This is a genomic window from Phytopseudomonas daroniae (assembly GCF_004327285.1).
GTDB classification, from domain to species: domain Bacteria; phylum Pseudomonadota; class Gammaproteobacteria; order Pseudomonadales; family Pseudomonadaceae; genus Aquipseudomonas; species Aquipseudomonas daroniae.
In genome coordinates, this window is record NZ_QJUI01000004.1 from 232,152 (window position 1) to 256,741 (window position 24,590).

Sequence of the window (24,590 nt, forward strand, 5' to 3'; positions counted from 1 at the left end):
GGCATATGGATCAGTTATCCTGCGGCGCGAGCCCCGGCGCCATGCTCGCGATACGCAGCGCCAGGCCCTCATAAGGCTCGAGCTGAATATGCAATTCGCCGTTGGCAGACAGATCCCCCAGCAGCCGCTCATGGATGATATCCACGACCGGCCCAGGCTCGACATGCTCCAGGGTGATCACCTCACTCAGCGCCTCTGCAGCGAAATTCAGCGCCGTCACCTGGATGCCACGTCCGGCCGGCAACTCATGCACCATGATCAGCAACGCCGGGTGACAGGTCACCGGCACCGCGATCTGCCGGCTGGACGCCACACCATGGGAGCGCCGTGCCGCGAACATGCGCCGTGCCTGAGAGGCGAACGACTGCGGATCCTGCAACTGCTCGCCAAGGCTGCCGTACAACTGACGTGCACGCGGCAGGCCTTCGGCGGAGAGCAGTGACTCGGGATCGAGATCGACCAGGTCGTAACCGCCGCGGTTGATCCAGCGCGTGTCGCCGTCGGCGATCAGCTCTGCCACCTGCTGTGCATCGAGCGGCAGTGCGCCGACCAGATCCCAGCCGGAAAGCGCCACCACGCCGGGTTGCATGGCATTGAACATCAGCAACAGCAGGTGCACGCGGCGAATCTGCTCGATGTCGGTTTCGTTGATCGCATCCAGATCACGGATGCCCAGTGCCGCGGTGATGATACTGACGGTGGTGCAAGCCACGCCGTTGGTGACGAATTTCAGGTTGTAGGGCGCATGCTCGCCGGTCAGGCGCTCGTACATCTCGCCGCGAATATGTTCGCGCAGGATGCTGCCAGGCAAGTGCTGACCACGGAACATGTAGGTATCGTTGGCGTGCAGCGTCCAGAAATGCACCAGTTCCAGCGTCAGTTCATCGTGGTTCTGCAGCGCGTGAATCAGCGAGGCGGGATCGATGCCGAAATCGTGCATCTGCTGCATCATCAGGCGCAGGAACTCCACCTCCCCCGTCAACAGCGCGTGCTGGTAGGCCGGGCGGGTGATGAAGTCGTAAGACAGATCCGCCCCGCCCTGGGACATCGCAGCGATATCGTCCAGGGTCAGGTTCAGCTCCTGGAAGCTGAACGCCCCCGCCTTGCGGATCATGCCGGCGAGCAATTGGTTACCGGTCAACGACAGCGGATGGCTCTCCGACCAGGCATTGCCGTGGCTACGTCGCTCGACGCCGAGGAAGCCGTTGGCGTCCAGGCGCAACACCCGTGAGCCAATCACGTCGATGGCATGCAGGGACTCGCCGGTGACCAGTTGCTGGGCGGCAAAGCTCGGATCCAGCCAGTTCAGCGATGGCTGACCCTCTTTGAAATAGTGCAGGTACACCCAGCGCCGCACCTTGCCATCCACACCGGTGATCTCGCCGGTGGCGCTCCAGTCGGTTTCCTTGACGCCCGGCTCGAAGAAGATCACCCGCTGCAACTGGCCGACGATGTAATGCTTGTCACGCAGGGCATCGACCACTGCCGGTGACAGGTTCACCGAATCACGGCCCTCGGCCAGCGGCGGCAACAATGCCCAGTCCGCCTCGGCAATCTCCACCATGTGATAGAGCCCGGGGTAATCGCCGTAGGCCATTTCCGCCAGGCGAAAGTCCGCGCCCTTGCCAGTATGTGAAGGGATGGAGTCATCGATGGTGACCGCATTGTGCGCAGCCGCCACCCGGCTCAGATGAACCAGTTGCTCCTCGCTACCGAAACGCGGGTCGATCTCCAGGCTGATGCGGTCGAAGTTGCCATCGACGGTCGGTATGTACTCGCGCCCCTGCAAACCGCCCGCACGCCGCAGCGGCCCGTTGTGGATACCCTGCACACCCAGCTCCGAAAGCGCTGTCCAGAGACGTTCGTCCCCCAGAGCCTGGAGCACCGAGCCACCTGGCGCAGTGATGATCGCCGCCGGGTACACCGCCAGCCACACCGAGGCGACCGCAGTAACGCTGCGTGGGCGGGCCAATGCATAAGGCTGCTGCCACAGCCGCGCTTGCCCCGAATAGAGATGCGTACGCTGGCGGGCCGCATGCAACATGGACTGCTCGACCAACCAGTTGATCTGTTGTTCATCTGCCATAGCGATCCCGTGGTTCGAGAGAAAGGATCGCGAACGGCCGCGCCGTCCGCCGGTTCCAGGGTCTGTTGACGTTTCAGAACCGGCATGGCTGGCTTCGTTCAGACTGAATGACCGACGCGCCGCAAAGGCTGAACAGGCTCTTAGAGCCTGTTCACGATCTTTGTGCACTTGGCAAACAGGAACCCGTATCCCTATAGATCGGCGGCAATGTGGCGTAAGCGGACGGTCGGTGACCCGCGTTGAACCATGGATCACGGCCTTCGGCCCCGGATTACGCCTGCGGCTAATCCAGGCTACGTTCGGCCACGACCTGTAGCTTGGATTAGCCCGTAGGATGGGTGAAACCCATCAATTTCCGATGGGTTTCACCCATCCTACGACTGTCCGCTCCCGCCTTTCTGCTGTCATTGCTCGAAAGATCGTGAACAGGTTCTTAGTGAACCTGCTGGGACTGTAGATAGAGCAGCAGGCTGTCGATCTTTTCCTGATCGCCGATTCCCCAGAAGCGCATCTTGTTACCGGGTACCACCTCATCGGAATCCCTGATGAAGTCGCTGAGTGTCTCCCGGCTCCAGACCACCTTGGAGTCCTTCATGGCAGGCGAATAACGGTAGTCGCCCGTCGACCCTGCATGTCGACCAAGAATGCCATTGAGCTGAGGGCCGAAGGCTGCGCGCGCCCCCGGCCCGACGTTGTGGCAATTGCCACAACTGCGTTTGAACAGCGCCTCGCCGGCAGCGAGATTCGCTTCGGCATGAGCCATGCCAGGAGCGCACAGCGCCGCTGCCACGACCAGCAGGCAGCGGCCGAGAAAGCGTTGGGAAGATCGGTATGCGGCGATTTTTCTGATGCGAAAGCCTGACATCTGCACGGGATAATTCGGTCGTACGAAGGGGCCGGTAGTATGCCCTAGGGTCTGTTGACATTTCAGCACGACCGCGCCGGAGCCCGTTTTGCCGCGAGGCAAGGCACGAGCCGCGAAGTTTGGCTGGCCAAATGAGCCGGCGAGAAACGCAGCATCGCGACAAAACGGGCCCGGCCCTGCGGGTTGCGCGGGAAATCTCGCCATGCGTTGTTGGAGGACTTGGCAAGGGAACACCATTACCGGCGTCCTCCGCCTAGCCTGGCGAGATTTCTCGCGGCAACGCGGCTTGCGCTGAAACGTCAACAGACCCTAACAGATACTGTTCATTGACCTACGCTCGTCTAACGAAAGATCAACGACTGATGAGCCCCTGCCCCCGCCCTGGCGCCGGTTCCTACAGCCAGGGCCACGGAGCCCGCAGCCAGCGCCGTATCCCCGCAAGCGAACACGCCCGGCACGCTGGTTTCCTGAGTCTCGGAGGTCTGCAGATAGCGCCCCATGGGACCGTCAGCCAGGGTACAGCCCAATTGCTCGGCCAACGTATTGCCCTGGCGGGTACGCGGCAGTACGAACAAACCGTCAAGGGCGACGCAGCGGCCATCGGCCAGGTTGATATCGACTCGCTCGCCGCTTATCGACTGCACCAGATCCGGTTCCACTACCACGCCGCGGCGCGCGAGTTGTTCCAGTTGTTCGGCGTCAGGCGTGAAGGCATCGTTGGTAAATAACGTGGTGCTGCCCCAGTCCGGCAGCATCATCGCGTGGTGCATCGACACTGGCGAGACAGCCAACACGCCGATGCGGCCCAGATCCAGCTCATAACCGTGGCAGTAGGGACAGTGAAAGACGCTGCGCCCCCAGCGCTCGGCCAGGCCTTCGATGGCTGGCAATTCATCACGCACGCCACCGGCAAGAATCAAGCGCCTTCCAGGCTGCACCTGCCCATTGGCGAGCGTCACCAGGAAACCCTCGCCGTCACCACGAGCCTCGGCTGCTTCGCCCACCAGCCAGGTCACGTTCGGGTAGTCCATCAATTCGGCGCGGCCATCGGCGGCAATTTCTTCGGGTGGCCGCCCGTCCTGGCCGAGAAAGCCGTAGGAATGGCTGGCGAAGCGGTTACGCCGCACGCCAGCGTCTATCACCAGCACCCGACGGCGTGCGCGGGCCAGTTGCAGGCCGGCGGACAAGCCGGCATAGCTGCCCCCGACAATGATTGCGTCATAGCTCATGGCGCTACTCCTCCATGCAGAACCCGGATGATGCCCGAGCCTTCACGAAACACCATAAGTTACAGTTGGAAAGTCCGTCAACCTCTCGTAACTGTATTCATTACGAATCATACTCCACACCATCGCCTCTCCACCTCGAGACGCCCATGAGAAACGACACCCGGCTGTCACGCATGCTGCATGTGCTAATCCATATGGATCGCCACGAACAGCGCACCACCTCGGACACCATCGCCCGTATGCTGGACACCAACCCGGTAGTGGTGCGCCGCACCATGGGCCTGCTACGCGACAAGGGTTACGTGACCTCGGACAAAGGCCACAACGGTGGCTGGTCGCTAGCCAAGCCGCTGGCGCAGATCACCCTGCTGGACATTCACCAGGCGCTCGGCGCGCAGTCGATCTTCAGCATCGGCCTGGCCACCGATCATCCCCAGTGCCTGGTCGAACAGGCGGTCAACCAGGCCCTTACCCAAGCCTTTGACGAGGCTCAGGCGCTGCTGCTGCAGCGTTTATCCAGCATCACCGTCGCGAAACTGGCCGATGATTTCGATGCCCGCTATCAGACGCTCGGCGCGGGTTGCAAGACGCTGTGAGCATGCGGAGCGACTGACTCAAAGCTCGCGAAACAGGTCGTGGGCGTTGAGCAGCGCGTAGGCGATTTCCGGGCGTCGCTCCAGGCCACGGCGGATGGCGGCGGGAATCGCCTGGCGGGTTTTTCGGCACAGGCCGGGAAAGGTCGTTACCTCGATGGCGATGCCACGCATGCTGCGCACTTCATTGAAACCAGGCGCAATCTCCACGCGAATGCCCAACTGTTCGAACATGCGCTGCTGCATACGCTCGAGCTCCTCGAGGCTGGCGAGGTTCTCCAGACGGTCGAGCAGACGCTTTTCCTCCGCCCTGGTCAGCAGCAGGATACGCTGATCGCCAGTAGGCGTTTCCAGCAACCGCTCCCGCTCGCAGTCGCAAGCGCCAGGTGGACAGGGATGGCGGATCGGCATCGATAGGCTCATGGTCTGCATCATAGCCAGCCTGGCAGCTCGTTGACCATGCTTGGCGTCCGGCACAAGGCGCTGGCGCTTTGTCATGCAGCCTTTATCATCCGTGGTCACGAGTATGGGGAACTCCAGACCACCGCCGTGGTGTCGAACCTCCGAGTCCGACGCCTCGCGCGCTGCGATAGCCGCCTGGCCCCTTCATCCCATCAAAGGAACGATTGATGAGCATCCACAGCAACGCGGGACGCCTTCCCGACGAGCACAGCCTGGCCAATCTGCCGCGCCTGGTATCACGCTACTACAGCGAACGTCCGGATCCGAGCGACCCCGCACAGCAGGTGGCATTCGGTACCTCGGGCCATCGCGGCTCGTCCCTGAAGAACAGCTTCAACGAATGGCACATCCTCGCGGTGACCCAGGCGATCTGCGATTACCGCCGCGGCCAGGGCATCGACGGCCCGCTGTTCATCGGCATGGACACCCACGCGCTGTCCGAGCCGGCCTTCGTCTCCGCGCTGGAAGTGCTGGCCGCCAACCGCATCGAAACCCGTATCGATGCCGGCTGCAGCGAAACCGCTGGCGAGCCTGGCTATACGCCGACCCCCGCGATCTCCAAAGCGATCCTCGACTACAACCGAGGGCGCAGCAGCGGCCTGGCCGACGGCATCGTCATCACGCCGTCGCATAACCCGCCTGCCGACGGCGGCTTCAAGTACAACGCCAGCAACGGCGGCCCGGCGGACACCGACGTCACCAAGTGGATTCAGGAGCGCGCCAACGAACTGCTCGTGGCAGGCCTCAAGGGCGTGCAACGCATCGACTACGCCAGTGCCCTGAAAGCACCGACCACCCAGCGTTACGACTTCATCGAGAATTATGTCGGCGATCTCGAGCAGGTACTCGATCTGCAGGCGATTCGCGGCTCCGGCCTCACGTTCGCCGTCGATCCGCTGGGCGGTGCCGGTGTGCATTACTGGACACGTATCGCCGAGCGCTTCGGCCTGCCGCTGGAGGTGCTGTCGACCCGCGTCGACCCGACCTTCCGCTTCATGCGCGTCGACTGGGACGGCAAGATCCGCATGGATTGCAGCTCGCCCCACGCCATGGCCGGCCTGATCGAGAACAAGGATCGCTTCGACGTCTCCTTCGCCTGCGATACCGACCACGACCGCCACGGCATCGTCGCCCGCTCGGTGGGCCTGCTCAATCCCAACCACTACCTGGCCGTGGCCATCGAGTACCTGTTCACCCACCGCCCGCAGTGGGCTGCCCAGGCCGCCATCGGCAAGACCCTGGTGTCCTCCTCGATGATCGACCGTGTCGCCAAAGGCATCGGTCGTGAAGTGGTGGAAGTGCCGGTGGGCTTCAAGTGGTTCGTCGACGGGCTGATCGAAGGCCGCTTCGGCTTCGGTGGCGAGGAGTCTGCTGGCGCTTCCTTCCTGCGCAAGGATGGCAGCGCCTGGTCCACCGACAAGGATGGCATCATCCTCGGCCTGCTGGCGGCAGAGATCACCGCCGTGACGAACAAGGATCCGGGCGAACGTTATGCAGCGTTGACCGAGCGTTTTGGTGCGCCGGTCTACCAGCGTATCGACGCACCCGCCGACCGTGAGCAGAAAGCCCGCCTCGGTAAGCTGTCCGCCTCCCAGGTGACCGCCAGCGAACTGGCCGGCCAGCCGATCACCGCGATCCTCACCGAAGCACCGGGCAACGGTGCAGCCATTGGCGGGCTCAAGGTGGTCACCGACAACGGCTGGTTCGCCGCCCGCCCATCCGGCACCGAGGATGTCTACAAGATCTACGCCGAAAGCTTCGAGGGCGATGCCCACCTGCAACGCATTCAGGAAGAAGCCAAGGCGCTGGTCGACAGCGTACTGGCGGGCTGACCCACGCAGCCGGCGCCCGATACAGGGTGTCGGTCAAGCGCGCTAACCCGCAGAATCGGATACTGCAGATGCAGAAAGCCCCGCTTATGCGGGGCTTTCGAATGTTCTAGCTGCTTCTAGGCGATAGCGCGGTAGCCGCCGTCGCGAGCACGACGTGCCCACATCATCTTGGCGGCAGTCGGGTTGATCGGTGCACCGGTGAAGGTCGGCAGCGTGCGGTCGATCCACTGAGCACCCTGACCTTTCCAGTTGATCTCGCCGCTGACCAGTTTGCTGTCACGCATGATTTCATGCAGCAGGGCCTGTACGCGGGTTTCGCAGACCACGGTCTGGCAATCGATCGCCTTCACGAACACCACTTCATTGTCCTTGCGCAAGGTCATCAGCAACATCCCGTCGGGGCGCTTCTTGAAATCGACAACATGATCCGGGAGATTTTCGATCAGCTGCTGGATGGCGTATTGCATGGCTCGTACCCTCTGTGTGGTTTTCCTTTGTCGAGAGGGTTATTGCAGAGTGCATGCCAGCTTCTTAAAAAAATAAGTCATTGATTTATAACGATTAAATTTATAAAAAAACTAATTGAACTATGCATCCTGCACGGTGACCATTATTCGGTCGTGCAAGATGCAATGCCTGATCAGGAACCACGCAGGCTGCAGGTAGGAAAATCCATCCAGAAGTGCCCGAGTCCCCAAAAGCGAGGCTTCATCCATGACCCAACCGGCTCTGATCATTATCGATATGCAGCGCGGCATGCTCGAGGCGGCTGCCGGGGAACGCAACAATCCCGAAGCGCCGACACGTGTCGCAGAGCTTTTGCAGGCCTGGCGACAGGCGCGCGCTCCGATCGTGCACGTGCGTCATATATCGAGGTCGTCCACATCGCTTTTCGCGCCGGGGCAATCCGGGGTCGAATTTCAGCCCCCACTGCAACCTTTGCCTGATGAACATGTGGTCGAGAAGAACGTACCCGATGCGTTCATCAACTCCGCGCTGGAGCGCTGGCTGCGGGTTCGGGGGATCGAGTCGCTGGTGATCGTCGGCGTCAGTACCAACAATTCCGTCGAGGGCACGGCGCGGTCGGCCGGCAATCTGGGGTTCGCCACCCATGTCGCGGCAGATGCGTGCTTCGCCTTTGCCAAGGTCGATTACAACGGCGTGTCACGCAGCGCCGAAGAGGTACATGCCATGGCGCTGGCCAATCTGCAGGGCGAGTATGCGCGGGTGATTGGCAGCGCTGAGGCGAGGAATCTGCTGCACACGGCAGAACTGCCGCACTAAGCGAAGCCGAAGTGGCCATTTCTGGCCACCTCGGCAAGACAGGGTTCAGAACCGCGGTTTCAGGGCTTTCCAGCTCGGATCGTACTTCTGCATCTGGGTCACGTCGTTGCGCTGGCGAATGCCGCAGGTCAGATACTGGTCGTGGAGCTTGGCCAGTTGGTCGTAATCCAGCTCGACACCCAGCCCTGGCGTGCGGTTGAGCTTCACGCAACCGTCGACGATGGGCAGCTTGCCGCCCTTGATCACCTCTTCATCCGGCTCCTGCCAGGGGTAGTGGGTATCGCAGGCGTAGGACAGATTCGGCACGGCCGCTGCCACATGAGTCATGGCCATCAGGCTGATGCCCAGGTGCGAGTTGGAGTGCATGGACACGCCCAGACCGAAGGTGTCGCACATGCGCGCCAGGATCTGCGTATCACGCAGGCCACCCCAGTAATGGTGGTCGGCGAGCACGATCTGCACGCTATTGAGGGCTACGCTGCGGCGGAATTCGTCGAAGTCGGTGACCACCATATTGGTCGCCAACGGTATGCCGGTGCGCTTGTGCACCTCGGCCATGCCTTCCAGGCCAGGGCACGGGTCTTCGTAATATTGCAGGTCATCGCCCATCAGCTCGGCCATGCGCAGCGAGGTTTCCACGGACCAGTTACCGTTGGGGTCGATGCGCAGCGGCGTACCCGGGAACGCCTGACGCAGCGCCTTGATACAGGCGACTTCGTGTTCCGGGCCGAGCAAGGTACCGGCCTTGAGCTTGATGCTCTTGAAGCCGTTCTCCTCGATCATGGTGCGTGCCTGGGCAACGATCTGCTCGGGGCTGATGCTTTCACCCCAGCGATCCGGCTTGTAGGGCGAGCCCACATGCTCGGCGTACTTGAGGAACAGATAGGCGCTGAACGGCACTTCGTCACGCACCGCGCCACCTAGCAGATCGACCAGAGGCATGCCCAGAGCGCGCGCCTGCAGGTCGAGAAAGGCCACCTCGAAGGCCGAGTAGGCGTTCGCCACCTGCTTGCTCGGGTGAGAGCCAGGCGCCAGCTCGGCGCCAGCAGTGCCGGGCTTCAGCGCGGCGACGGTTTTCACGACACGGGCACGCAGGCCGTTGAGATCGAACGGATCGAGACCGACCAGAGACGCCTGCATGGCCTGCAGCACACTGAGCACCGGCGCATCACCGTAGCTTTCACCCAGACCGATGTAGCCGTTGTCGCTTTCCACTTCGATGATCGAGCGCAGCGCGTAAGGCTCGTGGATCCCACTGGCGTTGAGCAGCGGTGCGTCTCGAAACGCAATCGGCGTTACGCGAACCTGTTTGATCTTCATAACTCACACTCCGAAATCTGACAGATGTTGCTGCGCTGGCTGGCCAGCGCGTTCGCGGGGCTTTTGTAGCCACGCAGATAGTTTTTCAAGCTGGCGATACGGCCGGCTTGGAGGTAATGCCATTGTCTTTGCCTTTGGCGCCCTTGCTGGTCTTGGTCATGAACACCAGAATGCCGGCGATCAGCGAGACCACGGCCAGGCCGATCAGGCCACCTTCGATGGAACCGGTGTGTTCTTCGAGGTAACCGAAGGTGGCTGGGGCGACGAAGCCACCCAGGCTGCCCACCGAGTTGATCAGGGCGATCACCGCAGCGGCGATACGAGCGTCCAGATACGCCTGGGGAATCGGCCAGAACAGCGAGGACGCAGCCTTGAAGCCGATGGCCGCGAAACAGATGGCGATAAAGGAGAAGATCGGCCCGCCGGTGGTGGACATGAACAGCCCGAACGCGGCGATCACGAACGCCGCCGATGCCCACGCCTGTTGCCACTTGTAGCGCGCCGCCAGACTGGCGAAGGCATACATGGCGGCCACCGAGATGATCCACGGCACCGAATTGAACAGGCCAATCTGCAGGTCATCCAGCCCGCCCATCGAGCGGATGATGCTCGGCAGCCAGAAGGTGCAGCCGTAGATGGTCAGCGAGATGGAGAAGTACAGGAAACAGAACAGCATGATCTGCGGGTCGCGCAACAGCGTGAACACCGAGTGCTTGACCGCGCCGGTCTCCCCTGCCGCCAGTTGGCGCTGACGCTGTTCTTCGTCGATGCAGTCGGTCAGCGCCTGACTTTCCTCGCGAGTCAGCCATTTGGCGTCCTTGGGCAGCGAATCCAGCCAGAACCAGACGAAACCGCAAAGCAGCACCGAGAACATGCCTTCGATGAAGAACATCCACTGCCAGCCCTTCATGCCCAGGCCGTCGATCTGCAGGAGCAAGCCGGACAGCGGGCCGGAGATGATCGAGGCGATGGCCGAGCCGCTGAGGAAGATGGCCATGGCCTTGCCACGCTCACCGGCGGGTAGCCACTTGGTGAAGTAATACACCACGCCTGGAAAGAACCCGGCCTCGGCGACGCCAAGCAGGAAGCGCAGGATATAGAACCAGGTTTCGTTGGGCACGAAGGCCATCGCGGTAGCGACGATGCCCCAGGTGAACATGATGCGGGTCAACCACATCTTGGCGCCGTAACGCTGCAGGAGCATGTTCGAGGGCACTTCGAACAGTGCGTAACCGATGAAGAACAGGCCGGCACCCAGACCGTAGGCCGCGGCACCGATACCCAAGTCGGTTTCCAGGTGGCTGCGGACGAAGCCGATGTTCACCCGGTCGATGTAGTTGACGATGAACATGACCACGAACAGCGGCAAGACGTGGCGTTTCACCTTGGAGACCGCGCGGGCGACAACCTGCGGGTCGGCAGAACTCTGGACGTTATTCAATTGGGGCGCTCCCGAGGATTGTTTTTGTGGGATGCGCCGATCATGTACGCGGACATTGATCCCGTCTAATCTAGATTGGCACTCGATTGATACCAGGATTAGATCAATGTTCGAACTCGCCCAGTTGCGCTGCTTCACCACCGTGGCTACCGAACTCAACTTTCGCCGCGCCGCCGAACGGCTGAACATGACCCAGCCGCCGCTAAGCCGGCAGATCCAGCTGCTCGAGCACAGCCTTGGTGTCGAACTGTTCACCCGTAGCACCCGCAGCGTCGCACTCACCGCGGCAGGCCGGGCCTTCTTCATCGAAGCCCAGCATCTGCTGGAACGCGCCCACCAGGCAGCAGCCTCGGCGCGGCGCTTCGCGGCAGGCGATATCGGCTCGGTGAGCATCAGTTTCGTCGGCAGTGCGGTGTATGAGTTCCTGCCCAGGGTGATTGCCGAGGCACGGCTGAATCAGCCCCAGGTGAAGATTTCCCTGAGCGAGATGAACACCCACCAGCAGCACGAAGCGCTACGCACCCGCCGTATCGATCTGGGCATCGTGCGCCAGCCATTGCTGCAGGCGGGTTACGAAAACGAATGCCTGGTGCGTGAGCCGTTCGTGCTGGCCATCCCGAATCAGCACCCCCTGGCCACGGCGGATCAGGCAAGGGTCGAGGATCTGGATGGCGTACCTTTTCTGATGTATTCCCACGCGGCCTACCCACCGTTCAACGAACTGCTGACCGGCATGTTCCGCTCGGCCGGCGTGGCCCCCGAATACGTGCAGTGGCTGGGGTCGTCACTGACCATTCTGGCACTGGTCAACGCCGGCATGGGCCTGGCCATGGTGCCGCGCTGCGCCACCAACGTGGTGTTCAGGAACGTGACCTTCCGCGAGATCGACCTGGGCGAAGGCATCCAGAGCGAACTGCACCTGACCTGGCGCAGCAACAACGACAACCCGGCCTGCATGATGCTGCTGGAAGCCATTCGTGCGGCCGTGGCGACAGGGACGGATTGAGTACGAAGATCGGGGCTTGTACGTGGCTGGAGGCTTCACGCGATGTTGTAGGAACCGCGCTGCAACGATTAGTGGCCGTGATGCGATATCGCAGGATGGCTACGATCACTTCGCCCCGAGATCGGGGCTCCTACGCGGCGTTGGCTTCCGCAATTTGGTAGGAGCCGCGCCCCGCGGCGATTGGTGGCCGTGATGCGATTTCGCAGAAGGCTACGATCGTTTCGCCCCGAGATCGGTTACACCCACTGATCGTTGCGTTTGCGACGTATCCGGAACATGGTCGGCAGGATCAAGCCAGCCAACAGTCCGGCACCGGCGATGCTGCCACCGTAGACCATGTAGCGCATCAGCACCTGCTTCTGCTCGCTACCCAGTTGTGCCTGGGCTTCGCGCAATTCCGAGCGAGCCTGATTCAGTTCGATGTCCAGGGCGCTGCGGCTGGCTTCCAGCTCGTCGATCAGGGTCTTGCGCGAATCCAGGGTCTCCTGCATGCCTTGCACGCGGGTTTTCCAGGTGTCGTTGATGCCTTCGAGTTCGCTGCTCAACTCGGTCACCTTCTGCTCCAGCTGCGGCAGTCGCTCGGCCTGACCGGGCACTTCCTGCAGGTCACGGTTGGCGATCCACACGGCATTGCCATTCTCGCCACGCACCTGGCTGTAATCGCCCTGGGTGCGCAGCAGTTGTACGCGCATACCAGAGCTGAGCGTACCGACGATGCGGTAGCCATCGGTCGGACCGCTGCGCACGTAGGTATTCAAACTGTCACTGACCCAGCGCACGTTGTCGCTGGCCTGCTGAGCGTGAACCGGCGCCGCAATCAGCAGCAAACCGGACAGCAGCGAAGCCCCGAGCACGCGAACCTGCGGCAGGGAAAAGGAGACGGAAAAAGGGCGGGCTAGGGACATAAAAACGATCTTCACTCGGCGGTGGAACACAATGCGACACAGCGCGCTAACGTCGACCAGGCAAATTGTTGTGAAGGCGAGTCACACAGCGCAAATGGCCCAAGGCCATGCTGCCTGCTCGGTTTGGCCGACTGCACAAAGACAGCAGTGAAACGGGCGGGTTCCTCAGCACCCGGTACATCGACATGATCCGCTGCAACGCCCGATGATCGGCAAATGCTGTAAGTCGCCAGACTGGCAAAAGGCAATCACGGCATGACCGGCACGTACCAGCGCTGCCAGGATTACCGCGTTAATCAGCGTGGCCGAACGCCCTGCTCGACCGTTTGCGGTGCAACAGCTCGCCATCCCGCCCATAGAGCCAGCGCGGGGAATGTTCCGCCGATCAGTGCTGCACCCTGCCAGCCAAAGCTTTCGTAGATCGGGCTGGCGATGGCCGAGCCGGTGGCACCGCCGACGAAGATGCTGGTCATGTACAGCGCATTGAGCCGCGCCCGGCTGTTCTGCTCCAGGGCGTATACCTCGCGCTGGCCCAGCACCATGTTCAGTTGCACGGCGAAATCCAGCAGCACGGCGCACAGTACCAGACCAATCACGCCAGCGAGCGGGCTGGCCTGCGTCAGGGCGAAGGCCAGCGGCGCGAGCACCAGCGCCACCACAGTGGCACGACGCGTGTGACCGGCATCGGCCAGGCGACCCGCAATGGGTGCCGCGATCGCACCAATGGCGCCAACCAGGGCGAACAGCGCGATCTGGCTCTGGCTGAAGCCGTAATGGCGCACCAGCTCCAGGGGAGCCACCGTCCAGAACAGGCTGAACGACGCGAACATCAGGCCCTGGTACAGCGCCCGCTGACGCAGCGTCGAGTAGCGGCGCAGCAGGCCGAACAACGACAACAACAGCTGGCCGTAATGCCCGCGGTTATCCGGCGCATGGCGAGGAATGGTGGTGGCGATCACCACCACGATGCCCAGCATCATCGTCGCGGCAGAGAAGTACACCGCACGCCAGCCGAAATACTCGGCGATCAGGCTGGCCACCGGCCGCGCCAGCAGAATGCCCAGCAGCAGGCCAGCCATGATATTGCCCACCACGCGCCCGCGAGTGGCCTCCGGCGCCAGATGCGCGGCCAGGGGAATCAACATCTGCACCGACACCGAACTTAGACCAACCAGCAGCGACAGGCCGAGAAACAGGTTCGGCGATGACGAGAAGCCAGCGGCCAGCAGACAGACCATCGCCGCCAGGGTGGTCAGCAGCATCAGCCGACGATTCTCCAGTAGGTCGGCCAGCGGCACCAGAAACAGCAGGCCCAGGGCGTAGCCGATCTGGGTCAGGGAAACGATCAGGCTGGCCTTGTGCATCGACAGGCCCACGGCCGGCGCGATCAGCTCGATGATCGGCTGGGCGTAGTAGAGATTGGCGACGATGGCGCCGCAGCAGAAGGCGAACAACAGCACCAGCGCCGGGGGCAGGATGTGATGTTCGCGGGAAGTGGATGTGTTCATGGTTGCCTCGCGATGAATCGGCGTACACAGGCGCGGATCGTCGGAAGATGGAGCGGCCTGGGAATGTAATGGCGTCACCAGCATCCGGCTGGCTACATCTGGTGAAGTAACGGTACGGCGCCTCGTCGGGGGTGTCGCTCGAGCAGAAGATCGAGGTGCGGCGCGATGATCCGCCGCCCGAACGCCACCGGCACGCTGACATTCAATAGGTTTCCGAGGCCTGACCGGCTCTGACTCTAGCTCAAGTCGGGCAGCAGGCACTGCATATGCGTCGTCTGCCAGAGCGGATCGGCTTCGACATCGACGACGGCGAACCCCTGCTTTTCCCAGAAGCGGATAGCACCCGGTAGAAAGGGATGAGTATGCAGGTAGAGCACCTGCACACCGGCATCGGCGGCATGCTCGTGCAGCCGCGCATATAACGCCCTGGCCAGGCCGAAACGGCGAAATTGCGGAGCAACGAACAGGCGCACGATCTCCACGGTTCGGCGCCCGGCATAGTCGAGCTGAGGGAATCGGTGGTCATAAGGCAGATAACCAACGGCCGCGACGATCTCGTCGTCACAGCGCGCCAACCAGAAACAGCCATCCTCGCCATTTAGGTACACCTGCTCGAAGTACTGCAGATCCGCCGGCAATACCGTTGCGTCGAGCATAGGGAAGATTTCCGCGCGGGCCGCCATGACAAAGTCGACCAACTCGGCGATATCGCTCGCCTGGACGCGGGCGATATGGATGGGTGACGTGTTCATGCCCCTCCCGGATTGCATCGGCACGCTTGCAGACGAAGCGGCCCACTGGTGAAAGTGGCGGCAACATAGCCCGCACCTGCCCTGCTCGCAACCACGCACCTCTTTTATATAGGCAACCGAGGCACCAATGTTTCGCGGCGTTGTCACTGAAAGCCCCGAGCATCGAACGATGGTTGCTGCTTTTACCCTTGAGCCTCGCCGCCGTTCTCGTTATAAGTCCCGCTACTTTTCCAAGGCCGTATCAGGCAGACCATGAGCCAAGCTGATCTCCTCGACCAAGACCCCGTGTTCCAGCTCAAAGGCAGCATGCTGGCCATCACCGTGATGGAACTGGCGCACAACGACCTCGCCCGCCTCGACCTGCAACTGGCGGAGAAAGTCGCCCAGGCCCCGAACTTCTTCAGCAACACCCCGCTGGTGCTGGCCCTCGACAAACTGCCGAAGGATGAAGGCAGCCTCGATCTCGGCGAGCTGATGATCCTGTGCCGCAAGCACGGCCTGCGTACCCTGGCCGTGCGCGCCAACCGCGAAGAGGATATCGCCGCTGCCAACGCACTGGATCTGCCGGTGCTGCCACCCTCCGGTGCCCGCGAGCGAATCATCGACCCGGCGCCGAAACCGCAGGAGCCACCCGCCAAACCGGCCGAGCCCGAAGTCAAACCGACCCGCGTGGTCACCACGCCGGTGCGTGGCGGCCAGCAAATCTACGCCCAGGGTTGCGATCTGGTGGTGCTCGCCCCGGTCAGTGCCGGTGCGGAACTTCTCGCCGATGGCAACATCCATGTTTACGCCCCTATGCGCGGCCGCGCTCTGGCCGGTATCAAGGGTAATCGTCAGGCACGGATTTTCTGCCAGCAGATGGGTGCGGAACTGCTCTCCATCGCGGGTCAGTACAAGGTTGCCGAAGACCTGCGTCGTGACCCGAACTGGGGGCGTGCGGTACAGGTCGGCCTGACGGGTGACGTGTTGAACATAACCCGTCTTTAACGGATACTGCCGCCACTTTTAACGGACATAAAGGGCATCTGGAAGCCTTCAGGCAGACTGTCAAAACAATCACTGGCAAACAGCCAGTCGGCATCGCTCGGCGCCTGAAGCGAATCGCTTTTCCCGCCTTGCGAGTCGCACCAGAGCCCTGCTCAACGGATTTTTTCGACAGACCACCAGTTGCTGGCAGGTTCCTGTTTCTTATTCATTTTTGGGGTGAATCACCTTGGCCAAGATCCTCGTAGTCACTTCCGGCAAAGGTGGCGTCGGTAAAACCACCACCAGCGCCGCCATCGGTACCGGCCTCGCCCTGCGCGGCCACAAGACCGTCATCGTCGACTTCGACGTCGGCCTGCGTAACCTCGACCTGATCATGGGCTGTGAACGCCGCGTGGTGTACGACTTCGTCAACGTCGTCAACGGCGAAGCCACCCTGTCCCAGGCCCTGATCAAGGACAAACGTCTGGAGAACCTGTACGTGCTGGCCGCCAGCCAGACCCGTGACAAGGATGCCCTGACCCTGGAAGGCGTGGAAAAGGTCATCAACGAACTGCGCGAAAACTTCGAATACGTGGTCTGCGATTCGCCGGCCGGTATCGAGAAAGGCGCCCACCTGGCCATGTACTTCGCCGACGAAGCGATCGTGGTGACCAACCCGGAAGTCTCCTCGGTACGCGACTCCGACCGTATGCTCGGCCTGCTGGCCAGCAAATCGCGCCGCGCCGAACAAGGCGGTGAGCCGATCAAGGAACACCTGCTGCTGACCCGCTACAACCCGGAGCGCGTGACCCGCGGTGAAATGCTCGGTGTGGAAGACGTCGAGGAAATCCTCGCCATCCGCCTGCTCGGCGTGATCCCGGAATCCCAGGCCGTGCTCAAGGCGTCCAACCAGGGCGTGCCCGTGATCCTCGATGATCAGAGCGATGCCGGCCAGGCTTACAGCGATGCAGTGGATCGTTTGCTCGGCAAGGAAGTGGTGCACCGCTTCCTTGATGTGAAGAAGCAGGGCTTCCTGCAACGTCTGTTTGGAGGTCGAGAATGAATATTTTTGACTTCTTGCGTTCGCGCAAGAAGGAAGCCACTGCCTCCATCGCCAAAGAGCGCCTACAGATCATCGTTGCCCACGAACGTGGCCAGCGCACTCAGCCAGATTACTTGCCTGCCCTGCAGCAGGAACTGGTCGAGGTGATCCGCAAGTACGTTGCCATCGATTCCGATCAGGTCCAGGTCGCACTGGAAAACCAGGGCAGCTGCTCGATTCTAGAATTGAACATCACCCTGCCGGATCGTTGATCCGCGTACCGTAGGGTGGGTTAGCAGCGCCTGGTCGTGACCTTCAATTCACTACCAGAGTCAGTGCGCTGCGTAACCCACCAGGCGATGCCGAAGACGACATCGACCTTCTGCGGTAACTCGCTCCCCGAATGGCGGCCCCGATGGCCGCTTTTCGTTTTTATCGCCCAACCAACAGAACGCCCATGCCGCTCAGCCAAATCGAAATCGTCCATCAGGATGCCGCCCTGCTGGTGATCAACAAGCCCACCCTGCTGCTCTCGGTGCCCGGTCGCGCCGAAGACAACAAGGATTGCCTGGTCACCCGCCTGCAGGAAAACGGCTACCCCGAAGCACGTATCGTGCATCGTCTGGATTGGGAAACCTCGGGCCTGATCGTCCTCGCCCGTGATGCCGACAGCCACCGCGAGCTGTCCCGGCAGTTCCACGACCGCGAAACGGAAAAAGCCTACACCGCTTTGTGCTGGGGTTCGCCCGAGGGCGACAGCGGCAGCATCGACCTGCCCCTGCGTTACGACCCACCGACCAAACCGCGCCACGTGGTCGACCATGAACACGGCAAACACGCCCTGACCTTCTGGCGCATACTCGAGCGCCATGCCGATTACAGCCGCGTCGAGCTGACCCCGATCACCGGCCGCTCGCACCAGTTGCGCGTGCACATGCTGTCCATCGGTCATCCGCTGCTCGGCGATGGTCTCTATGCCCATGAACAGGCCCTGGCCGCCTACCCGCGCCTGTGCCTGCACGCCAGCATGCTCAGCCTGACTCACCCGCAAACCGGCGAACGCCTGCGCTTCGAGTGCCCGGCGCCATTCTGATGGATCCCCGGCGCTTCTACGAGAACACCAAGGGCGCACCGGCAATGCCCTCGCTGCTGCTGGCCCTGCAACACTGGCAGGCGCCACCCGGCCTGGCCGTGGATCTGGGCTGTGGCGCCGGCCGCGACACCCTGGAGCTGCTGCGTCAGGGCTGGCAGGTGCTGGCGGTGGATGCCGAGCCGCTGGCCTTCGACTACCTGCAACCGCTGGTGCCTGGCGATCAGCGCGCGGCCCTGCGCTGCGCATGCAGCCCGTTCCAGGACATCGAGCTGCCCGCCGCCGAGCTGATCAACGGCAGCTTCTCCCTGCCATTCTGTGCGCCCGCTGACTTTCCCGGGTTCTGGCGGCGCATCGAACAGGCCGTGAAACCCGGCGGCCTTTTCGCCGGGCACTTCTTCGGCGAGCGCGACGACTGGGCTCAGGACGGCCTGAGCATCCACACCCGCGCCGAGGTCGAAGCCCTGTTCCAGCATTGGCAGATCATCGACCTGCAGGAAATCGACCGCCCGGGCCAGACCGCCGTCGGCCGCGCCAAGCACTGGCACCTGTTTGCCGTGGTGGCCAGGCGCCAATCGTAATGACCTCATCGCCCGCTCGGTGGACAAGCTTCGCGTTGTCCACATGGCCCTCCTCTACCACGGGCAGCTTGCCGCTTGTGGCTTGACGCTTGCCACTGCTTTAAAACGGCCGGCTTCCCGCCAGGCTGATTCGCTGCAGCCGCCTGCGCTGTTCGGCCGGAAAGGCGTTGCGTGCATGCAGGGTGGCCTGATTGTCCCAGTAGACGATATCGCCCACCTGCCAGCGATGGGTGTAGGACAGCTCGGGCCTGGCCAGGTGCTCGCGCAGGCGCGCGATCAGTGCCTGGCCACGCTCGGGCTCGACGCCGGCCAGCTCCACTTCCGTGCGCACACCGAGATACAGCAGGCGCTTGCCGCTCTCGGGATGGGTACGCACCAGCGGATGCTCGGTGCCCTGGATCGGCTCGATTTCCGGCGTGCGGTAGGTAATCGCTCCCATACGCCCGTAATCACCGTTACGCAGGCGCACGAAAGGGTTGTAGTTGATCAGCCGCAGTCCCTCGATCTCCGCCTTGGTCTGCTCGTCCAACGTGCTGTAGGCCAATGCCAGGTTCGTCCATACCGTTTCGCCGCCGTCCTGCGGGACTTCCTGGGCATACAGCAGCGAACCGCTCGAGGGCGTGGGCGTCCAGTGGTGATCCGAATGGGCCGGCAGCTCGTTATTACCGAGCTCACCATCCTCGGTATTGGCCACCTTGACGATATCCGGTGCCTTGCCGTCCGCACCGGACGATAGCACTAGAAAGTCCGGATGCGGCTGAAACACCGAGCCGAACCAGGAGGTGAATTGCAGGAATTGCCCGTCGTCGAGCTGCTGGCCACGGAAGATCAGAATGTGGTGATCGCGCAAGGCCCGCTTGAGTTGCAGAATCTGCTCCGCACTCGGCGTCAGCCGGGCGTCCAGGCCGTGGACAATGGCCCCCAGCGGTGCCTGCTGGGGCTCGATACGAAAGTCATCATGGGTCGCTGCCGGCTGCAGCACGTGGGTGGTCTGGGTCATGGTCGTTCACCTTGAGTAATGGGTTTGCCCTGCCACGCAGGTGGCAGGCACAGGTCAGGATTTGCTGATGGTTCTGCTACGCTGGCCGTCGATGCTCATCGGCACATCACCGGCCAGGGTTACGCGGCGCACGATGCGAGGCTGGTCGCCGTAGTCATTGACCGCGTAGTGCTGAGTGGCGCGGTTGTCCCAGATCGCGACGTCGCCATTGCTCCAGCGCCAGCGAACGGTGTTCTCCAGACGAGTCACATAACCCTGAAAAACCTCGAACAGGCGCTGCGAATCGTGCTGGGAAAGGCCCTTGATGCGTTTGACGAAATGGCCCAGCAGCAAGGTGCGTTCACCGCTTTCTGGGTGCACGCGCACTAGTGGATGCTCGGTTTCGTACACCGTGGAGGCGAATACCTTGCGATACTGTTCCAGGCGTATCGGGTCGGCGTCGGGTCTTTTCGCTGCGTAGTCGAAATCGTTGCTATGCACCGCCCACAGCCTGTCAGCCAGCTCGCGCAGTTCGACGGGCAGATCCTCGTAGGCCGCAGTGGTATTGGCCCACACCGTGTCGCCACCCGCGGACGGCACCAGCACCGAGCGCAGGATCGAGGCCTTGGGGTAGGCATCGACGAACGTCACATCGGTGTGCCAGGTATTGGCCCTGGCACCCTGCGCGCTGTCGAGTTCCAGCAGGTAGCTGCTGCCATCACGCACCGGCACAGTGGGATGGGCCACCGGCTCGCCGAGGCGTTTGGCAAAGGCCTCCTGCTGAGCGTCATCCAGCATCTGGTTGCGGAAGAACAGCACCTTGTAGCGCAGCAGCGCTTGCCCAATTGCATCTACGCTGGCTTCGTCGAGGCTCGCGGACAGTTGCACACCGCGCACCTCAGCGCCGATGCGGCCGGCAACGGGGAACAGGTCGAGTTCTACGTGAGGGATTGATACGACGGCAGATCGAGTCATGGCGTTCTCCTTGGGGCGTGCTTAGAAGTCGTAACGCAGGGTGAGACCGGCCGTACGCGGCTGGCCGACGGATGCGGTGTAGGAACCGTTGGTAAATGCGAAAGCGGTGAGGTAGTAGTCCTGATCCGTGACGTTGCGCATCCACAGCGAGGTATCCAGCTCGCCATCACCCAGGTCGATACGCACCCCGGCGGAAAGGTTGAGCAAGCCATAGCCGTCGATCTTCGACAGATCGGAGTTGTCCAGCGTGCCTTCCGCCTCGGAGCGGTAGGAGTAACCCGCGGTCACGTAGGGTCGCAGGCCGCTGTCCAGTTGCCACAGGTACTCACCGTTGAAGTTGCCGATCCAGCGCGAGGCACCGACCACCCTTTCGCCCGTGAGATCGCAGATCGCCGCGGCATTGACCGTGCTGACCTCGCCTGGGCAGGGCGCGTTCTTGAAGCTCAGGTAGGTGACATCGTTGAACGAGCCATTGAAGTTCAGGGTCAGCCCGCGAATCGGCCGGTAGCTGGTTTCCAGTTCCAGACCACGCGAACGCACGCTACCGGCGTTGGCCATCACCGAGGTCGCGGTCAGTGAGCCCGGTGGCGTGGTCAGCGTGGTGGCCTGGTAGCCATGAACCCCCGTCCAGAACAGGTTGGCGTTGAACTGCAGCCGGCCACCCAGCAGCGTACTCTTGAAGCCGAGCTCGGCATCGTTGGCCCGCTCCGGCCCGACCACCAGAGAATCGCTGCCAAGGCCCGTCTGGGGCGCGACCAGGTTGACCCCACCGGACTTCTCGCCGTGGGCCAGGGAGGCATAGCCGAGCAGGTTGTCGCTGGCCCGGTAGCTGAGGCTGATCAGGCCCGACGGCGCCGCGTTGTGCAGACCGAATTCGCCGGTATCCAGCCTGCCCATCTGGCGCTGGCGGATGGCATCCACCTCAGGCGCCAGATCGGCACCGCCTTGCGGATCGAAGCGGTGCAACCGCGCCTGCTTCTCTTCATAGGTGCCGCGCACGCCAATCGTCAGATCCAGGCGATCGGTAAGGTGCCAGTTGCCTTGCGCGAACAGCGCGAAACTGTCGGTGACGATTTTGCCATTGGTCTGCGTGCTGACATCGTTGAACACCCCACGATTGACCCCCGTCAGGAACAGATCGGCCTGCGGGCCATAGCGCTGTACCGTCTTGTTACCCAGGTTCTGGCGGAACATATAGGCGCCAAGCACGTAGTCGAAGCGCTCGCCGGCCGGTGAGGCCAGGCGAATCTCCTGGGAAAACTGACGGTCGTGCACTTCCACGCCGCCGTGACGAACCGCCGGCTGATCGGTGAGATCGGTATCGTTGAGCGGGATGAAGTGCCAATAGCGATAACCGCTGATGGAGGTCAGCGTGTAGCCACCATCGAGTTGCCAGCTGGCTTCCAGTGAGGTGCCGCCCTGCCAGACGTTGACCGCCTGCTCGGAATCGATGTTTACCTCACGCTTCTTGATGTCGTACTGCGGGTTGGCGCCGATCAGCGCGGCACGCTCGCGGAAACGTTCGGAAACCCCGTACAGCGCCCAGACACCGTTGGTGGACTTCTCCTGGTTGTAATCGGTGATCCAGCGCAGGCTGAAATCCTCGTTCGGCTCGAACAGCAACTGCCCACGCAAGCCCTCGCGCTCGCCGCCCAGGAAGGTGCGGCTGTCATGCTGGTTGTCGATGTAGCCATCTTCACGGGTGCGATAGAACGACAGGCGCCCGGCCAGAGTGTCGGTCAAGCCGCCGGACACGCTGCCCTTGCCCTGGAAGTAACCACGCTCGCCGCCCGATACCTCGAAGCTGCGCTCGGGCGTGAAGGTCGGCTTGCGGGTGGTGATGTTGATCACCCCCGCCGTGGTGTTCTTGCCGAACAACGTACCTTGAGGGCCGCGCAGCAACTCCAGCTGTTCGACATCGAGCAGATCGAACACCGCCATGCCGGGCCGCCCGAGGTAGATATTGTCCAGATAGATGCCGGCGCTGCCTTCCAGACCATCGCTGGCCGGGTTGTTGCCGATGCCGCGCACCGCGATGCTGGACTGGCGCGCATGGATGTAGGCGACGTTGACGCTCGGCAGCACCTGTTGCAGTTCCTGCACGCGGTAGACCTTCTGCAACTCCAGCGTGGCGCCGCTGAGGGTGGTGATCGGCGTGGGTACGTCCTGGGCGTCCTCCTCCCGGCGCCGGGCGGTGACCGTTACCTTCTGCAGCGCCGCGTCGTCCTGGGCAGCGCGGGCATCCGCCGTGGCGCTCTGCGCATAGAGCGGGCCACTGGCGGCCAGACCACCCAGCGCCAGGAGCAGGCTCAGGACGTAATCCGGCGATGCGAGGCGCTGCACGATGCTCGTGCGACCCGCGAGGCGGCGCTGAATGAAAGGGGGTGTCGAACTCATCAATGGTAATCCTTGATCAAGAAACAGGCCGCACGAAGCCGCGCCACATGAATGCGTAGCTCTGTAAGGGAAAGGCAGGGTGTAAAGGTGTCAGGCGAACCGGATCAACCGGGGCAACAGCGACACGCAGATGCCAGACGCGAGGTCGGGTGAGGTTTTTTCATGGACAGATCCTTGCAATCGCTCAGCAGGCAAATATTCTATTAAGTTCTATTTAAATAATAAAAATACGTTTGACGGAATAAGAGCTTGCATTTAAAACCACCGTCCAGGGCAGCCGCAAATGCCTAAAACCTATTTTTCAAATGCCGGGAATGCATCATGGATCTGCGCCAACTTCGCTACTTCATCGCCCTGACAGAGCACCGCAGCTTCGTTCGCGCGGCAGAAGCCATGAACATCACTCAGCCGGCGTTCAGTCGCAGCATTCAAGGGCTGGAGCATGAGTTCGGCTGCCAGTTGGTGGATCGTGGCAGCAAGGATCTACGCCCTACCCCCGAAGGCCAGGTAGTGCTGCAGCACGCCCTGAGCCTGGTGCAGGGCGCCAGTAACCTGACCAACGAAGTCAGCCAGATGAGCAAGCTCGATGCCGGTGAGCTGCACTTCGGCTCGGGCCCGGTACCGGCGGCGAAGCTGGTGCCGGACAGCCTGATGCAGTTCATGGCGAACTACCCGGGCATTCGCCCGCGGCTGCTGGTCAACAACTGGGAAAGCCTGGGGCGCAGCCTGAGCCGCAACGAGATCGAGTTCTTCATCGCCGATATCCGCCCGTTCCACGCCGATCCGAACTTCCAGGCCTACGCCCTGACGCCACGGCCGACTACTTTCTTCTGCCGGGCAACACACCCGTTGGTCGCCAAGGAAAGCCTGTCGACCAACGACCTGTTCGCATACCCGCTGGCGTCGGTGCGCATCCCCGTGGGCACCCGCAAGGCTCTGGCCAACCTGAGTGGCAAAGCCAGCTTCGAACAACACATCGAGTGCGAGCATTTCCCGCTGCTGGAGCAGATCGTGCGCAACACCGATGCCATTGGCGTCGGCCCGCTGGAGGCCCTACACGAGGCCCTGAACCGCGGCGAGCTGGTACGCCTGCAGTTGCGTAACTTGCCACAGAGTATGACCCTGCAGGCTCATTGCGGCATCGTCACGCGCACTGGCTACCGGCTGTCACCGGCGGCACGGGCGATGATCGACCTGATCAAGCAGTGCGATCAGGCTCTGGCCGCTGCCGCTGCGGCTGCCTGAACACCGAAGACGCAAAGGCCGCAGTCATGCTG

At 62.3% G+C, this 24,590-nt stretch carries 23 protein-coding genes; 10 read left to right on the top strand and 13 right to left on the bottom strand.

The annotated features are described in order from the left end of the window. Positions 1-10: 10 nt before the first annotated feature. The 3 genes from treS to DNK06_RS06285 all read right to left on the bottom strand — a co-directional run bounded on the left by treS (position 11) and on the right by DNK06_RS06285 (position 4,180). Positions 11-2,086, bottom strand: a complete 2,076-nt coding sequence (treS, locus tag DNK06_RS06275) for a maltose alpha-D-glucosyltransferase (protein ID WP_423228048.1) — start codon at positions 2,084-2,086, stop codon at positions 11-13. A 433-nt stretch (positions 2,087-2,519) separates the two neighbouring features. After that, positions 2,520-2,951: a c-type cytochrome gene (locus DNK06_RS06280; protein WP_131179247.1), complete on the bottom strand. Its 432-nt coding sequence runs from the start codon at positions 2,949-2,951 to the stop codon at positions 2,520-2,522. 341 nt (positions 2,952-3,292) lie between these two features. Continuing rightward, positions 3,293-4,180: an NAD(P)/FAD-dependent oxidoreductase gene (locus tag DNK06_RS06285; protein WP_131179176.1), complete on the bottom strand. Its 888-nt coding sequence runs from the start codon at positions 4,178-4,180 to the stop codon at positions 3,293-3,295. A gap of 146 nt (positions 4,181-4,326) precedes the next feature. Between DNK06_RS06285 and DNK06_RS06290 the strand changes: the two genes are divergently transcribed. Next, on the top strand, positions 4,327-4,776 hold the full coding sequence (locus tag DNK06_RS06290) for an Rrf2 family transcriptional regulator (protein WP_131179177.1): 450 nt from the start codon (positions 4,327-4,329) through the stop codon (positions 4,774-4,776). A gap of 18 nt (positions 4,777-4,794) precedes the next feature. On the opposite strand, the gene DNK06_RS06295 is transcribed toward DNK06_RS06290, so the two are convergent. Then, a complete protein-coding gene (locus DNK06_RS06295) occupies positions 4,795-5,196 on the bottom strand; it encodes a hypothetical protein (protein WP_207389956.1) in 402 nt (133 codons plus the stop codon). A 206-nt stretch (positions 5,197-5,402) separates the two neighbouring features. Here DNK06_RS06295 and pgm point away from each other — a divergent pair, with 206 nt between their 5' ends. Then, on the top strand, positions 5,403-7,067 hold the full coding sequence (gene pgm, locus DNK06_RS06300) for a phosphoglucomutase (alpha-D-glucose-1,6-bisphosphate-dependent) (protein WP_131179178.1): 1,665 nt from the start codon (positions 5,403-5,405) through the stop codon (positions 7,065-7,067). Between the two features lie 116 nt (positions 7,068-7,183). On the opposite strand, the gene DNK06_RS06305 is transcribed toward pgm, so the two are convergent. Beyond that, complete coding sequence (locus DNK06_RS06305) at positions 7,184-7,534, bottom strand: hypothetical protein (RefSeq protein WP_131179179.1); 351 nt, start codon at positions 7,532-7,534, stop codon at positions 7,184-7,186. Positions 7,535-7,781: 247 nt separating this feature from the next. Here DNK06_RS06305 and DNK06_RS06310 point away from each other — a divergent pair, with 247 nt between their 5' ends. Next, positions 7,782-8,351 carry a cysteine hydrolase family protein gene (locus DNK06_RS06310; RefSeq protein ID WP_131179180.1) on the top strand — a complete coding sequence of 190 codons (570 nt, stop codon included), beginning with the start codon at positions 7,782-7,784 and terminating at the stop codon, positions 8,349-8,351. Between the two features lie 45 nt (positions 8,352-8,396). Here DNK06_RS06310 and DNK06_RS06315 read toward each other — a convergent pair whose 3' ends face one another. Further along, a complete protein-coding gene (locus DNK06_RS06315; RefSeq protein WP_131179181.1) occupies positions 8,397-9,671 on the bottom strand; it encodes a glucarate dehydratase family protein in 1,275 nt (424 codons plus the stop codon). An 85-nt stretch (positions 9,672-9,756) separates the two neighbouring features. After that, positions 9,757-11,112: an MFS transporter gene (locus DNK06_RS06320; protein ID WP_131179182.1), complete on the bottom strand. Its 1,356-nt coding sequence runs from the start codon at positions 11,110-11,112 to the stop codon at positions 9,757-9,759. A 106-nt stretch (positions 11,113-11,218) separates the two neighbouring features. On the opposite strand from DNK06_RS06320, the gene DNK06_RS06325 reads away from it, so the two are divergent. Further along, positions 11,219-12,118 carry a LysR family transcriptional regulator gene (locus DNK06_RS06325; RefSeq protein WP_131179183.1) on the top strand — a complete coding sequence of 300 codons (900 nt, stop codon included), beginning with the start codon at positions 11,219-11,221 and terminating at the stop codon, positions 12,116-12,118. 236 nt (positions 12,119-12,354) lie between these two features. On the opposite strand, the gene DNK06_RS06330 is transcribed toward DNK06_RS06325, so the two are convergent. The 3 genes from DNK06_RS06330 to DNK06_RS06340 all read right to left on the bottom strand — a co-directional run bounded on the left by DNK06_RS06330 (position 12,355) and on the right by DNK06_RS06340 (position 15,283). After that, positions 12,355-13,023 (bottom strand): TIGR04211 family SH3 domain-containing protein, encoded by a 669-nt coding sequence (locus DNK06_RS06330; protein WP_131179184.1) that lies wholly within the window; start codon positions 13,021-13,023, stop codon positions 12,355-12,357. Positions 13,024-13,319: 296 nt separating this feature from the next. Beyond that, on the bottom strand, positions 13,320-14,531 hold the full coding sequence (locus tag DNK06_RS06335) for an MFS transporter (protein WP_131179185.1): 1,212 nt from the start codon (positions 14,529-14,531) through the stop codon (positions 13,320-13,322). 236 nt (positions 14,532-14,767) lie between these two features. Then, a complete protein-coding gene (locus tag DNK06_RS06340; RefSeq protein WP_131179186.1) occupies positions 14,768-15,283 on the bottom strand; it encodes a GNAT family N-acetyltransferase in 516 nt (171 codons plus the stop codon). 252 nt (positions 15,284-15,535) lie between these two features. Between DNK06_RS06340 and minC the strand changes: the two genes are divergently transcribed. From minC to DNK06_RS06365, 5 genes are all read left to right on the top strand, one after another. Beyond that, positions 15,536-16,270, top strand: a complete 735-nt coding sequence (gene minC, locus DNK06_RS06345) for a septum site-determining protein MinC (RefSeq protein WP_131179187.1) — start codon at positions 15,536-15,538, stop codon at positions 16,268-16,270. Positions 16,271-16,496: 226 nt separating this feature from the next. Continuing rightward, complete coding sequence (minD, locus tag DNK06_RS06350; protein WP_131179188.1) at positions 16,497-17,312, top strand: septum site-determining protein MinD; 816 nt, start codon at positions 16,497-16,499, stop codon at positions 17,310-17,312. Continuing rightward, positions 17,309-17,563 carry a cell division topological specificity factor MinE gene (gene minE, locus DNK06_RS06355; RefSeq protein WP_042552782.1) on the top strand — a complete coding sequence of 85 codons (255 nt, stop codon included), beginning with the start codon at positions 17,309-17,311 and terminating at the stop codon, positions 17,561-17,563. Before minD ends, minE begins: the two co-directional genes overlap by 4 nt. Positions 17,564-17,748: 185 nt before the next feature. Continuing rightward, on the top strand, positions 17,749-18,384 hold the full coding sequence (locus DNK06_RS06360; protein ID WP_131179189.1) for an RluA family pseudouridine synthase: 636 nt from the start codon (positions 17,749-17,751) through the stop codon (positions 18,382-18,384). Then, entirely contained in the window at positions 18,384-18,962 is a 579-nt protein-coding gene (locus tag DNK06_RS06365; protein WP_207389955.1) for a class I SAM-dependent methyltransferase, read from the top strand. Before DNK06_RS06360 ends, DNK06_RS06365 begins: the two co-directional genes overlap by 1 nt. Before the next feature lie 100 nt (positions 18,963-19,062). Here the strand turns inward: DNK06_RS06365 and DNK06_RS06370 are convergent, their stop codons facing one another. The 3 genes from DNK06_RS06370 to DNK06_RS06380 are packed head-to-tail and all read right to left on the bottom strand — an operon-like array spanning position 19,063 to position 23,313. Beyond that, a complete protein-coding gene (locus tag DNK06_RS06370) occupies positions 19,063-19,962 on the bottom strand; it encodes a TauD/TfdA dioxygenase family protein (protein WP_131179191.1) in 900 nt (299 codons plus the stop codon). 54 nt (positions 19,963-20,016) lie between these two features. Continuing rightward, a complete protein-coding gene (locus tag DNK06_RS06375) occupies positions 20,017-20,916 on the bottom strand; it encodes a TauD/TfdA dioxygenase family protein (RefSeq protein WP_131179192.1) in 900 nt (299 codons plus the stop codon). 21 nt (positions 20,917-20,937) lie between these two features. After that, entirely contained in the window at positions 20,938-23,313 is a 2,376-nt protein-coding gene (locus DNK06_RS06380; protein WP_131179193.1) for a TonB-dependent receptor, read from the bottom strand. Between the two features lie 321 nt (positions 23,314-23,634). On the opposite strand from DNK06_RS06380, the gene DNK06_RS06385 reads away from it, so the two are divergent. Continuing rightward, positions 23,635-24,558 carry a LysR family transcriptional regulator gene (locus DNK06_RS06385; RefSeq protein WP_131179194.1) on the top strand — a complete coding sequence of 308 codons (924 nt, stop codon included), beginning with the start codon at positions 23,635-23,637 and terminating at the stop codon, positions 24,556-24,558. Positions 24,559-24,590: the final 32 nt, after the last annotated feature.

Excerpts from the sequence above, each read along its gene's own strand:
- pgm (WP_131179178.1), top strand. The coding sequence starts at position 5,403 with ATGAGCATCCACAGCAACGCGGGACGCCTTCCCGACGAGCACAGCCTG.
- DNK06_RS06380 (WP_131179193.1), bottom strand. The coding sequence starts at position 23,313 with ATGAGTTCGACACCCCCTTTCATTCAGCGCCGCCTCGCGGGTCGCACG.
- DNK06_RS06365 (WP_207389955.1), top strand. The coding sequence starts at position 18,384 with ATGGATCCCCGGCGCTTCTACGAGAACACCAAGGGCGCACCGGCAATG.
- DNK06_RS06310 (WP_131179180.1), top strand. The coding sequence starts at position 7,782 with ATGACCCAACCGGCTCTGATCATTATCGATATGCAGCGCGGCATGCTC.
- DNK06_RS06295 (WP_207389956.1), bottom strand. The coding sequence starts at position 5,196 with ATGAGCCTATCGATGCCGATCCGCCATCCCTGTCCACCTGGCGCTTGC.
- DNK06_RS06360 (WP_131179189.1), top strand. The coding sequence starts at position 17,749 with ATGCCGCTCAGCCAAATCGAAATCGTCCATCAGGATGCCGCCCTGCTG.
- DNK06_RS06330 (WP_131179184.1), bottom strand. The coding sequence starts at position 13,023 with ATGTCCCTAGCCCGCCCTTTTTCCGTCTCCTTTTCCCTGCCGCAGGTT.
- DNK06_RS06370 (WP_131179191.1), bottom strand. The coding sequence starts at position 19,962 with ATGACCCAGACCACCCACGTGCTGCAGCCGGCAGCGACCCATGATGAC.
- DNK06_RS06375 (WP_131179192.1), bottom strand. The coding sequence starts at position 20,916 with ATGACTCGATCTGCCGTCGTATCAATCCCTCACGTAGAACTCGACCTG.
- DNK06_RS06290 (WP_131179177.1), top strand. The coding sequence starts at position 4,327 with ATGAGAAACGACACCCGGCTGTCACGCATGCTGCATGTGCTAATCCAT.
- DNK06_RS06340 (WP_131179186.1), bottom strand. The coding sequence starts at position 15,283 with ATGAACACGTCACCCATCCATATCGCCCGCGTCCAGGCGAGCGATATC.
- DNK06_RS06335 (WP_131179185.1), bottom strand. The coding sequence starts at position 14,531 with ATGAACACATCCACTTCCCGCGAACATCACATCCTGCCCCCGGCGCTG.
- treS (WP_423228048.1), bottom strand. The coding sequence starts at position 2,086 with ATGGCAGATGAACAACAGATCAACTGGTTGGTCGAGCAGTCCATGTTG.
- DNK06_RS06305 (WP_131179179.1), bottom strand. The coding sequence starts at position 7,534 with ATGCAATACGCCATCCAGCAGCTGATCGAAAATCTCCCGGATCATGTT.
- DNK06_RS06325 (WP_131179183.1), top strand. The coding sequence starts at position 11,219 with ATGTTCGAACTCGCCCAGTTGCGCTGCTTCACCACCGTGGCTACCGAA.
- DNK06_RS06280 (WP_131179247.1), bottom strand. The coding sequence starts at position 2,951 with ATGTCAGGCTTTCGCATCAGAAAAATCGCCGCATACCGATCTTCCCAA.
- minE (WP_042552782.1), top strand. The coding sequence starts at position 17,309 with ATGAATATTTTTGACTTCTTGCGTTCGCGCAAGAAGGAAGCCACTGCC.
- DNK06_RS06385 (WP_131179194.1), top strand. The coding sequence starts at position 23,635 with ATGGATCTGCGCCAACTTCGCTACTTCATCGCCCTGACAGAGCACCGC.
- DNK06_RS06315 (WP_131179181.1), bottom strand. The coding sequence starts at position 9,671 with ATGAAGATCAAACAGGTTCGCGTAACGCCGATTGCGTTTCGAGACGCA.
- DNK06_RS06285 (WP_131179176.1), bottom strand. The coding sequence starts at position 4,180 with ATGAGCTATGACGCAATCATTGTCGGGGGCAGCTATGCCGGCTTGTCC.
- minC (WP_131179187.1), top strand. The coding sequence starts at position 15,536 with ATGAGCCAAGCTGATCTCCTCGACCAAGACCCCGTGTTCCAGCTCAAA.